This window comes from Paraburkholderia kirstenboschensis (assembly GCF_904848585.1).
GTDB classification, from domain to species: domain Bacteria; phylum Pseudomonadota; class Gammaproteobacteria; order Burkholderiales; family Burkholderiaceae; genus Paraburkholderia; species Paraburkholderia kirstenboschensis.
In genome coordinates this window covers 18,652-30,657 of the sequence record NZ_CAJHCR010000027.1, presented here as the reverse complement: position 1 = coordinate 30,657, position 12,006 = coordinate 18,652, and the positions used below count along the sequence as shown (strand labels likewise).

General features: G+C 61.3%; 11 protein-coding genes. 4 read left to right on the top strand and 7 right to left on the bottom strand.

Annotated elements, in window-relative coordinates:
• The 7 genes from JMY24_RS35390 to JMY24_RS35360 all read right to left on the bottom strand — a co-directional run bounded on the left by JMY24_RS35390 (position 1) and on the right by JMY24_RS35360 (position 6,608).
• A complete protein-coding gene (locus JMY24_RS35390; protein ID WP_164853854.1) occupies positions 1-441 on the bottom strand; it encodes a hypothetical protein in 441 nt (146 codons plus the stop codon).
• Positions 442-1,315: 874 nt separating this feature from the next.
• A complete protein-coding gene (locus tag JMY24_RS35385) occupies positions 1,316-1,594 on the bottom strand; it encodes an HU family DNA-binding protein (RefSeq protein ID WP_201703855.1) in 279 nt (92 codons plus the stop codon).
• Positions 1,595-3,188: 1,594 nt separating this feature from the next.
• Positions 3,189-3,572, bottom strand: a complete 384-nt coding sequence (locus tag JMY24_RS35380; RefSeq protein ID WP_128598384.1) for a hypothetical protein — start codon at positions 3,570-3,572, stop codon at positions 3,189-3,191.
• Between the two features lie 191 nt (positions 3,573-3,763).
• Positions 3,764-4,990: a hypothetical protein gene (locus tag JMY24_RS35375; protein ID WP_201703853.1), complete on the bottom strand. Its 1,227-nt coding sequence runs from the start codon at positions 4,988-4,990 to the stop codon at positions 3,764-3,766.
• 16 nt (positions 4,991-5,006) lie between these two features.
• On the bottom strand, positions 5,007-5,417 hold the full coding sequence (locus tag JMY24_RS38885) for a hypothetical protein (RefSeq protein ID WP_236597696.1): 411 nt from the start codon (positions 5,415-5,417) through the stop codon (positions 5,007-5,009).
• A 604-nt stretch (positions 5,418-6,021) separates the two neighbouring features.
• Positions 6,022-6,342, bottom strand: coding sequence for a type II toxin-antitoxin system RelE/ParE family toxin (locus JMY24_RS35365; protein WP_128593993.1), 321 nt, complete (start codon positions 6,340-6,342; stop codon positions 6,022-6,024).
• On the bottom strand, positions 6,339-6,608 hold the full coding sequence (locus JMY24_RS35360) for a type II toxin-antitoxin system ParD family antitoxin (protein ID WP_128593992.1): 270 nt from the start codon (positions 6,606-6,608) through the stop codon (positions 6,339-6,341). Before JMY24_RS35360 ends, JMY24_RS35365 begins: the two co-directional genes overlap by 4 nt.
• A gap of 761 nt (positions 6,609-7,369) precedes the next feature.
• Here JMY24_RS35360 and JMY24_RS35355 point away from each other — a divergent pair.
• The 4 genes from JMY24_RS35355 to JMY24_RS35340 all read left to right on the top strand — a co-directional run bounded on the left by JMY24_RS35355 (position 7,370) and on the right by JMY24_RS35340 (position 12,005).
• Positions 7,370-7,624, top strand: coding sequence for a type II toxin-antitoxin system ParD family antitoxin (locus JMY24_RS35355; RefSeq protein WP_128593991.1), 255 nt, complete (start codon positions 7,370-7,372; stop codon positions 7,622-7,624).
• A complete protein-coding gene (locus JMY24_RS35350) occupies positions 7,621-10,764 on the top strand; it encodes a CheR family methyltransferase (RefSeq protein ID WP_268960843.1) in 3,144 nt (1,047 codons plus the stop codon). Before JMY24_RS35355 ends, JMY24_RS35350 begins: the two co-directional genes overlap by 4 nt.
• Before the next feature lie 9 nt (positions 10,765-10,773).
• Positions 10,774-11,169, top strand: coding sequence for a response regulator (locus JMY24_RS35345; RefSeq protein WP_201703849.1), 396 nt, complete (start codon positions 10,774-10,776; stop codon positions 11,167-11,169).
• A 575-nt stretch (positions 11,170-11,744) separates the two neighbouring features.
• Positions 11,745-12,005: a hypothetical protein gene (locus JMY24_RS35340; RefSeq protein ID WP_128593990.1), complete on the top strand. Its 261-nt coding sequence runs from the start codon at positions 11,745-11,747 to the stop codon at positions 12,003-12,005.
• Position 12,006: the final 1 nt, after the last annotated feature.

The window sequence follows — 12,006 nt, the reverse complement described above, 5'->3', positions numbered from 1 at the left end:
CTAGAGCGCCTTGTCAAATTTGCTGGCGAGGTAGGCGCGGATTTCTGCGACCTTTTCAGCGAGTTCCGTTGCCTGCTCAAGGCTGGTTGACGGAGAGGGCCATCCATCCGTCAAATGTCTCGTGTACCGTATATAAGGGTACGAGTCAGTCGGAGCCGCCCGCCCGTTTCCGTCAACACCGTTCACGCTTATCGCGTCGATGCGATTGCTGAGTTGAGTGGCAAGAGCATTCAACCTGATTTTGCATCCGCTCATGTGATCTATGGCGTGCTTGATCGCGAACTTCTTCAGTGCGCTCGGTACGTTGTGGTCTTTCAAGCCGGTTGCCTGCTTAAGCACAAGTTCGATAGCGACAAGTCCGCAATAGGCCTTGACAATTGAATCGCCACTTGTAAGTGCTGCTTGACGGAAGGCCTGGATATTGGTTTTGTGATCTGTCATGAACCTTTTGCGGGTCTTTGTGGAGTATCAAAACGTCGACCAACTATGCTCGGAAGGGGTTCGTGCATCGTCGTTCAACGCTTTTCCTCAGAGTTGCGCGAATAGCCTGACATCTTCACCCGTTTCCTCCTTGGTCCGCAAGCCTTACAGCTGCCGAAGGTCCAGCGGCGCTTAGTCTACGGTCTCCCGCCGGGGAAGTGCGGGTACGCGAAGGCGACCGAGGATCCTTATCTCGCCGCGAAACGCCAGCGGCTCTGACGCAACCGTCCCCGGTCCTTGGCCCTGAATTGAACAGCAAGCGTAGCAAACCAGTTGACCGTGTCTCGGCGAAGCGCACCTCGGCGTGCCGTCAGTACCTGCAAACGAAGGGTCGAAGGCTCTTACTTCCCGCCCCATGCGTCGCGTAGCCCGCTTGTCCAGAAGTGAAGGGTATGAAAGCCACAACTTTCATACCCTTCCGGGATCGGCGTTCGACAGAAGACCGGAAAGATTCAGAAAAGCTGCGCCCCAAGTTCGTGCGGACTGCGCCACCTCGCCGTGCTGACGACAGTCCGGCCATGGGTATCACGTCACTCGGTCATCGCGGGGTGGCCCGCTCTTCAGCGCTCACGCTCGCGCGCGATGCCGGAGCGGTAGCGCAACAGCGCGCCGATGGGTGGACACAGCAGGTTCCGCCGGCGTCGTGATCATCTGTTTTCCTGGAGGTTTGCCATTTCAGAAGCAGACTCAACCGGATGGGCGCGGCTGTCGTTGCCCACCGCGGTATGGCGTCACCGATGCTTCAAGGCGACGCCGTCCAGGTCCAGACGCCGCAGCCCGGATATTACTTGACCATGCACAGCCGGCGCCGTCCGCGCGAACGGGTTGCAGGACCTCAGGCCCCGTTCACCGCATCCTTGAACGCCTTGCCCGCCGTGAACTTGACCGTCTTCGCGGCCGGGATCTGGATCTCGGCGCCCGTCGCCGGATTGCGACCGACCCGCGCGGCACGCGCCCCGGTCGAAAACGCGCCGAACCCGATCAGCTGCACGGTGTCGCCCTTCGTGACGGTCGCTGTGATGGTGCCGAGCAGCGCGTCGAGCGTTTCGGCGGCCAGCGCCTTGCTGGTGCCGGTTTTTGCGGCGACGGCGTCGACGAGGTCCTGCTCGTTCATGGTGATGTCCTTCAGGTTGGGGTTGAATGCCGCACCCTACCCGATTCCCGCACCGGTGCGCAACCGGCTTCAGAGCGGCGCCTCCGGACTGGCAGCCATGCAGCCGACACTGCCCATCGGTGGCATGGCCGTTAAAGGTCACCTTTTGTGGGGCGGCCCGAATTCCCGACGACGCCAGCGATTCCGTCGGTCAACCGCGATCACGACCGTCACGGGTCACCGCATGCCCATGCCGCGGTGCAGTCATTACAAGTTGCGCGCCGTAATCCGTCGATACGGCATTCAATGTCGTCAAATGGAGCGGCTGATGGCCTTGCAACCCTTCGTATCCCGATTTCCCGCTGACGCGCGCATCAGCGACCGGCGTCCTCGCCAGCCTCACACCTCAGCAACCGCAGCGCTCGCCGCGCCTGCAGACTCCGCAGCACGGTCGGCGAACTCACTTCCAGGTTTCCCCGACGGCGGGCGACGACGAAAAGCGGAGCTCGCGACCGACCGCCAATTTCAGTCTCACTCCAGTTTTGATAACTGCTATTACCAAAACTGCATTTAATGCATCGAATCTCGGAACCCCTGTGCGACAGGTCACCCAACGTTAGGGCACCTGTCGCCCCGGTGACACGCCTGAGCTGCGCTTAAGTGAGCGGAGTCCCTCCCCTCTATCTTTCCCCATGGCGCTGTCAAGTAGCCCCGACGCTGAGCGTTGCGTCCCGTCGCTCAACCCGGTGTCGGCGATCACGGGCACGCCCTCTGACGGCGCTTAATGGTGATAAGCCGCATTGCGCCACTGTTTCATGCCGCCCAGCCCTTTCGCCGCCTGTGTCCCGATCCAACAAGCGACCTCCCGAAGACGCTCACCTATCGTCACAGCAAGGCCACGTGCAGGAGCTCCGGCGTAATGGCTCTGACGCAATCGTCACAGTCCCTGCCCCGCCTCCAACAGGAAGCGTCGCAAGCCAGTAGACCGCGTCTCGGCAAACCGGGCCTCGGCGGGACGTCATTGACCGCGCTGCATGGCCGATTTGTGGCGAAATCAAGGGGTACATACCGCAACTATCTACCCCCTTCGCCTTCGCGATGGCGCCGCCAGGTAGCCGCGCGAGTGGTGAGCGTTAGCGTGCAATGAAGCGAAAGTAGAAGCGTTTGGGAGGTAACAGTAGAAGCAGCCTTGGCGCAAACCAGCATCGCCCACGCAGACGGTCGTCATGCCCATTCTGTTCGAACTCTATTCACCACCACGTGCGCAGAGGTCCGGCAACTTTTACTCGACCCGTCATCGCTACCTTGTGGCCCTGTCCGTGGAACCGCTCTGTTCGTTATTCTTTCCTGCCGCTCGCTGCGCCGTCCTTCCGCGCGCTTCAGGACGTCCTACAGAGATTGCACGTTTTCTAGCGTCGTAGGACCAAAGCGCTGGTGATAGCAATGCGCGATAAATTCCGCGACGGGGCGCTTCCACGGTTCCTGCTCCCTTTAGCCAGTGACTCGAATTTTCGGGGGATTCAATTCCAGTTCGCGCGCATCTGTATATGGGCATGACTCAACCCGAAACGCTGTCTCACTTCGAACCGCGGCTGAAGTTTCGACGATATCGGCATCAGTGTTCGCCTCTGCGCCAGCTCGCTGCGGTCAACCGCTCCACCTCCGCGTAATAACGCGCCTGGGAAGTCGCGGCATCGTCGTTCTGATCCGTCTTCAAAATATCAAACAGATGCTCTGCGACGACTGAGCCGATCGCGTGAACCGCGTCGTGACGCGTAAGCCCTTCTTTCCCGAGGCGACCCACCGCCCGGACCACGGGTTCAAGGTTCAGGGCAATCTGGTTTTCGACGATCGCGTGTAGCGCTGCGTGTGCCGTGACGTTGGGAAGCTTGATCCGGGCAACGCGGTGATACGTTTCGACAAGCGCAATTCGCTCCTGTTCGTCGAGTTCGAGCCATGATTCAGGTTCGGGTGCGCAACAAGGGTTGTACTCTTTCATGATGCAAGTCCTGTACAGACTTCTGTCTGTCGTAAAACTACCGGCAACAACCGCATTACGCTTCAGTTCAGTCATCGACGGCATAACGGTGGCGCTCATCCCGCAGGCCTGGGGCCGCCCGTTGACGACAGCACGCCGGGCCGCAGGCCTTGCATGAGCCGCCCTCCTGGTGAGCTGGATGCACCGCGCCGTCATGCGACCCAATAATGCGCCAGCACCGTGGCGACAACTGAATGCCCTGGCCTGGCCGCGAACTGATTGCGCAACTGCCGGTTAAGCTCGTCGCGCGTCATGCCACTCGCGAGCGCCGCCTGTGACAGCGAGGAATAGGCATCGAGTACATCTTCACTGGTGATTTCATATCCAAAACCTGCGTCTATCCAGTGCAGCGCCGCCGTACCACAGGTCATCGCGAACGCTGGGGCCTGTGCGGCGAAATCGCGTGCGGCCCGCGTCAGGGTTCGCGGGTCGGCGGGGCCGCGCATCGCGAGCGACGCCGCCAGATCGAGCAGGCCGGCGTCCTTCGCGGCGGCGAACCATTTCCCCTCGGCGCCGGGACTGCTCGCGACCAGATCGTGGAGAATGCTGTCGGGACTCCTGTCCGGATATTTTTTCGCGATGGCACGGAACGTCGCGAGATGCGTGGTGGCCTGATTGGCCTCGATCGCGTAGTGCCGATATGCCTCGTCCATCATGCCCTTCGACAGAAGGATCGCTTCGCATTTGCGGGCGATGGCGGCAGTGGGCGCATTCAGCCCCCTCGACGCGTCCGCATAACGCAGTGCTTCAGCCGGTCGGTTTAATGCAATCAGTGCGTCCACTCCGTACTGGCGATACCCCCACCAGTTCAGGCGCGCGCCGTTCACGAGAGCGAGTAGTTCCTCATGGCGGCGGGCGGCATTCAGCGCGCTGAGGCAGGCGGTGGTACCCGCGAAATGCTCGCCGAGACCCTCAGCGCCCATCACGCGCGCTGTAACCGGCAACAACCGGTCTGCCCATGAGGACGCGATGGTGGATGAGGTGCACAGGTCGCCCCAGCGATCGCCCAGCTGTTCGATATACGGCATCCGGTCGTCCTGGAGCGCGTCAAACAGGCGGTCAAGCCAGCGCATGCGGACCGGAGCGGGCACATCCGCCCCGGCAATGACGGGCACCAGCGCATCGATGGCGCGATTCACGGCGGTACTGATCGCCCCGGAAGAACTGTCCACGTGCTCGAGCGCCGGCGAAAGCTTTTCGAGCAGAGCGACCGCGCCGTCAGCGGCGAGAACAGGATCGGCACGGGCGATCTGCCGGATTTCTGTCAAGGCCTCCTTCAGACGCTGGATCGGCAGTGCGGACTTCCAGCCGAAGGCGCCACGCCGGAATCGCGTGGCGAAAGCCCACTTGTGAGCGGTGTGAGAGGTTGTGCGCATCATGCTCCGGGGTGCCAGCTCAACGCGTCTTCATACAGGCAGCGTACAGGGCCGCGTTGAGCGCCTCCAGTTCGCGCCGGGTTTCGAGCGGGTCGTGATGCCGGCCCTGACGCTCCAGGCTGGGTAACCCGAGCATCACCTTCGCTGCCCGCTCGGGCCCATTCTGTCGCGAAGGCTCTGCCAGTCTGAACAGAGGTGCGAGGCAGGCCTTGTCCGTGAGTACCCAGGCCGGAAACCATTCCAGATCGTGAATGTCTCGGGCGCCGTCGAACGACGTATCGAAGGCGCGCCGCAACCGGTTGACGCACGCGTCGTCAAGCCGGCTCAAAAGGCGGTCAAACCGGGATGGCGAAAGCCACGCAAGTTCACCAGCAACGGCCAGGCCGCGTCCCGACCGTCGAGCCGGTAGCGCGCCTTCGTCATCCAGCATAGCGGCGCTGGAATCCGTCGCCAGGACGTGATGCGGGATATCGCGTCAGAGGCCTTGGCCCACCTCGCAGCAAGCAGGAAGAGCGGCGCCGCGTGCGCATCTGCGTGGTCCGCACGGAAAGGCAGCGCAGCGAGCGGCGCGACCGGCCAGTTCTGCCCAGAGCGGTGCGAGCCAGGTCGCCCCGCTCTGCCTCGCGAACACGCGCGCGACTGCGGGCTGGACTTCGCGAGATAGTGCCTGGCGAGCCCGCAATGCGGCTTCGCCACAGTCAAACGGGACCGTCGATCGACCCTCGAAGGCATTGACGACCGCGCCGAAATACATTAACACATCGTCGTCAGGATACTCTTTCGCCAGGGCCTGCAGCGCGCCGCGCGCCCGCCCCATCGTACTGCTGCAACGCTGACAGCACATCGTTGCGCAGCATCACGTCGCGACTGCCGTTGAAATGCCGAGCGGCATCCGGCGGATTCAGAACAGTTTGCTGGTCAGGGTGACGAGATTAATCCATTGACCGTGCTTCTCAATTTCCTGCGGTGCTCATCGACTGACTCGACGATTGCGCGCCGAACGCCCGCATCGGCAACACGGTGCGGGCGCGTCATCAGTGGTCGTGCTCCGTCGGGTCCGCGAAAGACGGTTCCCAAGCCTGTCCGCCGTAGAACACGCCAACGATTGACACCACCTCGGGATCCACAAGGTAAGCAATCACGGCGCGCTGCCGGTAGTGGGTCACGCGCAGGCCAGGCAACAGATCATCGCGCGGCACGCCGCGCTCAGGGAACGTCTGCAGGCGCAGGCAGAAGCTCACGATGGCGTCGACGTATTGGGCCGCCGTGATGGGCGAACCCGCTTCACGGATAAACCTTTCGATGTCCTCAAGCTGGTCCCGCACTTCCGGGGCAAACTGCACCCGGTAGTTCATGCGGGGCCGGAGCGCTTCTTCGCCAGGTGAGCGCGCACCTGCTCGGGCGTGAGCGCGCGCGCGGGCTCCGCGCGCAACGCTTGGGCCGCAGGCACCACCTCGTCACGCAACCAGGCATCGATGGCCCTGTCGCGGGCCGCGAGGGTACGTAGGCCGTCGCGGATCACCTCGCTTTCAGAAGCGTACTCGCCGCTGGCGACCTTAGTGCGGATGAGCTCGGCCATCTCGTGGGGCAGGGTAATGCTGAACTGCTGTGTGGTACGCATGGCGCGCTCTCCGGGCTGACAGGATTCAATCCTACTCCGTCGGCACGGGTGCTGGCAAGGCGTGCCGGGCTTGCAGAGACGACGATAACCGTGGTCACGGGCGCGCCTGATATCAGTTCAGGGGCCGGAACGGAAAAATCCTTGCTATCGGTTTGCTGAAGCTGGTGCCAAGCGCGTCGGTCGCCTATCGACCGCTGCCGCCGTTCAGCGATTTCCCTGAACGTCTCAGCCGTGGCCGATACCGTTGAAAAAGTCGCCGCGCGGCTTCCTCAGTTCTCCTGTGCGAAAATCGACCTCCCAGATCGGCCTACAAACCGCTCGCGCACGCCGGCCAAGGGTAACAAGACCCTGAAGACCTTGTGAGAGAGACGGTCAGCGACTTTTTCAACAGTATCTGGTCAAAAACGGCCATTGGACTGGTCCCCAAGCCATATTCAAGCGGGCGCGCCGATCCCGGGTGTAATCGCTGCCGATGGTCTATAACTTGATCGCTCCATTGATCTAACAGGCGCAATGTTTGACAAGAGCCTTTGCATACCGCTATGCAGCAAGGTCACCGGCAGTCGATGGGAATGTCCAGTCCTGATGGCTGGAGCGTCAAAAATCGCGAGGCATCAGGAACGATTACGGTCTCGACATCTCGACACTCTTCATGCCAATCCGCGGCCCGGTCAGTATAAGGGCGCGTGTCGATACGTCGATAGACGCGGGATAGGACAAGGTAGTACCGTAGGATTGCATACACTGCCGAGAGTAGACCCATGTCGAGCAAATACGCACTCAGCGTGTCGCTGACGGAGCACCTGTGCCACTTCGTCGACAGTCGGGTGGCCTCTGGCCGTTACCGCACGGCGAGCGAAGTGTTTCGGGAGGCGCTCCGCCTGCTGGAAACGCAATTTTCGAGCCCGACGCCGATCGCCCAGAACGCTGTCGCACCAGGCGACGCCCACGGGGCCAAAGTCGTTGGAACCAACGATCGCGAATGGCCGGTGCAAAGGCGCGGGAGGGGTCTGTGAACGGCGTATTGCGGTTTCCGGTTACCGGAGTCGGTGCCTCAGCCGGAGGCATTGAAGCCCTGGACGGCTTCTTTCGCGGAATGCCCGCGGAGCCCGGCGTCGCGGTTGTCGTCGTCACCCATCTCGGCCCGGACCGTGAAAGCCTGCTGCACGAGACCATGGCGCGATATACGGCGCTACCGGTACAGGTCGCGGCCGACGGCATGCAGCTCGAGATAAACAGCGTGTACGTGGCGCCATCCAATGTGGTCCTCGGGATCGAGAATGGCCACCTGCGGGTTCGTGCGCAAAGTACGGGCCGGCGCGAGCGCAAGCCCATTGACATCTTTTTCAGCGAACTGGCAAACGACCGCGGCGAATTGGCCATCGGTATCATCCTGTCCGGCGGCGATTCCGACGGTACGCTCGGCGTCAAGGCGGTCAAGGAGCGCGGCGGGCTGACCATGGCCCAGATCGCCGACGGATTCGGTCCTCAACACGCGAGCATGCCCGAAAGCGCAATCGCCACGGGTCTCGTCGACTTTGCTATCCCCGTCGAGCAGATGGGAGCAAAGCTCGCTGAATTCGCCCGTAGCACCTATGTGCTGGACGATATCGCCTTCAAGACGCGAAGCGCGGCGGAACAGCAACAGCTCGATGACGCAAGAAAGGAACTTTACGGCATCCTGCGCGGCCAGCTTGGCCATGACTTTAGTGGCTACAAAACGAACACTTTCATGCGTCGCGTGCAGCGGCGTATGCAGGTAATCCATGTCGAGGCAATCGATGCCTACGTCGAACACCTGAAGCGCGATCCGCAGGAAGTTGGCGCGCTTTTCCGGGATCTGCTCATCAACGTGACCAACTTCTTCCGCGATGCGGATGCGTTCGAGAAGCTCGCAAGTACCGTCATCCCGAAGCTTTTTGAGGCACGCGGGGCGGACGAGGTGGTGCGCGTCTGGGTGCCCGGATGCGCGACCGGCGAAGAGGTCTACTCGCTCGGTATCCTGCTGCGCGAACACATGGACCAGCTTGCCGTCGTGCCCCGGGTGCAGATATTCGCCAGTGATATCGACGAACATGCCCTGGCAGTCGCGCGCGCGGCCAAATATCCGGGGCAGCTACTCGACAGCGTCTCGCCCGAACGCCGGGACCGTTTTTTTATTCCCGATGGCGCAAGCTATGTCGTGGCGAAAGAGGTGCGCGACCTGTGCATCTTCTCGCCGCACAGCGTGATCCGTGACCCACCTTTTTCCCGGATCGACCTGGTCTCCTGTCGCAACCTGCTGATCTATTTCGGCCAGGCTGTGCAGGGGCAGGTCATTCCGACGTTCCACTATGCGTTGCGCCCCGACGGCTACCTGTTTCTCGGCACGTCGGAAAGTGTCAGCCAGTTCGACGACCTGTTTGCTCCGGTCGAGAAAAAACATCGTATTTTTCGTCGGCGTTCGGTGCCTGCTTCGCACGTTCGGCTGCCGCTAATGGTCTCGTCAATGCGCGCCGCTCACGCAGGCGAGCTGACGGCGCGGCGTACGGATGTTGGTGCTGTCGCGCTGCGCCAGATGGTGGACGCCCAGGTGCTTGAGCGGTTCTCGCCGCCCCACGTACTGGTCAATCGCGACGGCGACGTCGCGTACTACTCGGCGCGAACCGGAAAATATCTTGAGCCGCCTGCCGGTATTCCGTCACGGCAGATATTTACCATGGCGCGCAAGGGCATCCGCGTCGAACTGCGAACCGTGTTCCGCGACGCGGTTGAGTCCGGTCGTTCAGTGACCCGGGAAGGCATCCCGGTCGAGGAAGACGACGGACGCGTCCAGATGGTGAATGTCACCGTCGAGCCGCTGGGCAGCAAACCCGGCATCGAGCCGCTTTTCCTGGTCCTGTTCATCGATCAGGGAGCGGTGCTAAGCCGCGAGGAAGCCCTGGACCGCGCTCATGCCGCACACGACGGAACGGCGGCGCAGACGGAACGGGAACTGCGCGACACGCGCGAGCGCCTTCAATCCGTGATCGAGGAGTATGAGACCGCACTGGAGGAACTCAAGTCGTCGAACGAGGAACTGGTTTCCGTCAATGAAGAGATGCAGTCCACCAATGAAGAACTGGAAGCGTCGAAGGAGGAACTGGTCTCGCTTAACGAGGAACTGCACACCGTTAACAACGAACTGACCGGGAAGATCGAAGCGCTTGATCGCGCGAATAGCGACCTGCAGAACCTGTTCGAGAGTACGGCGGTGGCGACCGTGTTTCTTGACCGCCATCTGGTGATTCGCAGCTTCACGCCTGCCATGACGGAAGTGTTCAATATCCGCCCGGCCGACCGAGGGCGACCCATCACTGACTTGGCAAGTCCGTTGCACATACCGCACTTCGACAGCGACATCGCGCGTACGGTGACTGAAGGCGAAGTGATCGAACGCCGCATCGATAGCAAGGACCAGACGATCAATTACCTCGTCCGTCTCTCGCCTTACCGCAACGGCGACCGGCGCCCCGAAGGTGTGGTGGTCACGTTCCTGAATGTCACCGGTCTGACCCACGCCGAGACGCGCCAGAAAGTCCTCATTGCGGAACTCCAGCACCGCACGCGCAATCTTCTCGCGCTCGTCGAGTCAGTCGCCCGTCAGACGTTGCCGAAGCATGCCTCCGTCGAGGCGTTCATCGCCCGGTTGCGTGCCTTGGGACGGCTGCAGGGGCTCCTCGGAAAGGCCGCGGGCGAGCATATCGATCTGGCTGACATTGTGCACATGGAGATTGAAACCATTGCCGGGACGGACGCCGATAATATTACGATCACCGGCCCGGGCGTTCCCCTCAGCCTTCGATATGTCCAGAACGTTGCGCTGGCCATTCACGAACTCGCAACAAACGCGCTGAAGTACGGGGCGCTGAAAAACAGCCAGGGACAGCTCGATATCCGGTGGCGGGTCAAGAACCTGAGGCAGGACCAGTCGTTGCTATTGCTGGAGTGGCGCGAGAGTGGCCTGCCCGTTCCGCCCGATTCCACCAAGCGCGGGTACGGACGACAGCTGATCGAAGAGGCCCTGGCGTACTCGTTGCGCGCCAGGGCGGAACTGAGTTTCGGTGCCGATGGCGTTTCGTGCCGGATTGAAATGCCGTTCGAACAGAAAGGCGGCCTCGCTCGTGACGACACCTGAGGAAAGCCGATGGAACCGGGTACAGACATTCAGGGACGCCGGGTAGTGATCGTCTTAGACGACTTCGTCGTCGCGCAGGCGTTGTGCGGCCTGATCGAAGATGCGGGGGCCAAGGTCATCGGCCCCATCGGCTGGCTGGACGAAGCGCTCGCGTACGTCAGGTCCAATGAAGATAAATTCGACAGTGCCGTACTCGATGTGAACCTGCATGGCGCGTCTTCATCGATAACAGGCCCTCGTTTTCTTCACGAGGGGCTCTCCGATTACGTTGGCCTCGACTTGGCATGGACGAACCCGCCACGTCCTTCCCAAGTCGTGTCTGCTGCCAACGACCTCGCGGTAGCAGACGGAGCGTGTAGTGGCTTCAAGGGTTCAGCTCACCAACGTACGATTCTTTGCGATTGATGAGTCGGCGATCGGCGATCTGAAGCGCTCGTCACTTTGCCGAAGAGTCACGGAAGCGTGGTCGAAAGTATCTCCCGGGCACAGTGACGGCGCTAGCGACTTCGGAACGCAATTGTCGGAGATCGTCGATATGCGCTCCGCAACCGGCGAATCGGCGATTTCTCCGCACCCTCATTTCGGCCGTTGTACTGACTCAGTCGCAGACGCCGGACTGGGGTCGCGTGTGCCGACCGCCTTCGCTCGCGGGCGGCTCCGTATGCGAATCGCATAAGGCACTGGTCGGCTACTTTCGGTCATTCGACGTCATGCTCTGGATCGTTGCCAACTGACGCGAAGCTACTCTTCCAGAAAAGCTTTCCTGTTCGATCGAAGAAAACTCGCGGGCAACGACGGTGGAGTACGGCACGTTTTGCCCTTCCTAGAGGTCACACAGGCCCGATTGAGCTACCACAGCGGAGCTTAGGCTCTGATTAATGACAGTGCCAGAGGTGTTTGCGTGATCGAAGTGCCCAACTTCGTCTGTCTGTGGACCTGTATACGATCATGTCCTCTATCAGTTATAGGAGCATGGACAAATGGTCGAAGGACTGGACGGTCTTGTGCGACAACTGAAGGACGCGTCGCAAGCGTTCGAATCGTTGGAGGGGGAAATTGCCCAAGTCCCGGTTGTGCCGGGGGATCAGGCCAGTGTGCAGGCAGCAATCGAACAGATAGAGGCTGCCATTGACCAAAAGGCCGCGCCCTATCGGGGCAATCCTTTCGTGGACCCGGTCGTAAAAGCCCTCAAGGAAAAGTGCCGCGAGCACATCATTGAACGTGGCCGGGAGCAGGCATGAA

Bases quoted from the DNA above. Each gene is read 5' to 3' on its own strand.
- JMY24_RS35390 (WP_164853854.1), bottom strand. From the start codon at position 441: ATGACAGATCACAAAACCAATATCCAGGCCTTCCGTCAAGCAGCACTT.
- JMY24_RS35385 (WP_201703855.1), bottom strand. From the start codon at position 1,594: ATGAACGAGCAGGACCTCGTCGACGCCGTCGCCGCAAAAACCGGCACC.
- JMY24_RS35380 (WP_128598384.1), bottom strand. From the start codon at position 3,572: ATGAAAGAGTACAACCCTTGTTGCGCACCCGAACCTGAATCATGGCTC.
- JMY24_RS35375 (WP_201703853.1), bottom strand. From the start codon at position 4,990: ATGATGCGCACAACCTCTCACACCGCTCACAAGTGGGCTTTCGCCACG.
- JMY24_RS38885 (WP_236597696.1), bottom strand. From the start codon at position 5,417: ATGCTGGATGACGAAGGCGCGCTACCGGCTCGACGGTCGGGACGCGGC.
- JMY24_RS35365 (WP_128593993.1), bottom strand. From the start codon at position 6,342: ATGAACTACCGGGTGCAGTTTGCCCCGGAAGTGCGGGACCAGCTTGAG.
- JMY24_RS35360 (WP_128593992.1), bottom strand. From the start codon at position 6,608: ATGCGTACCACACAGCAGTTCAGCATTACCCTGCCCCACGAGATGGCC.
- JMY24_RS35355 (WP_128593991.1), top strand. From the start codon at position 7,370: ATGTCGAGCAAATACGCACTCAGCGTGTCGCTGACGGAGCACCTGTGC.
- JMY24_RS35345 (WP_201703849.1), top strand. From the start codon at position 10,774: ATGGAACCGGGTACAGACATTCAGGGACGCCGGGTAGTGATCGTCTTA.
- JMY24_RS35340 (WP_128593990.1), top strand. From the start codon at position 11,745: ATGGTCGAAGGACTGGACGGTCTTGTGCGACAACTGAAGGACGCGTCG.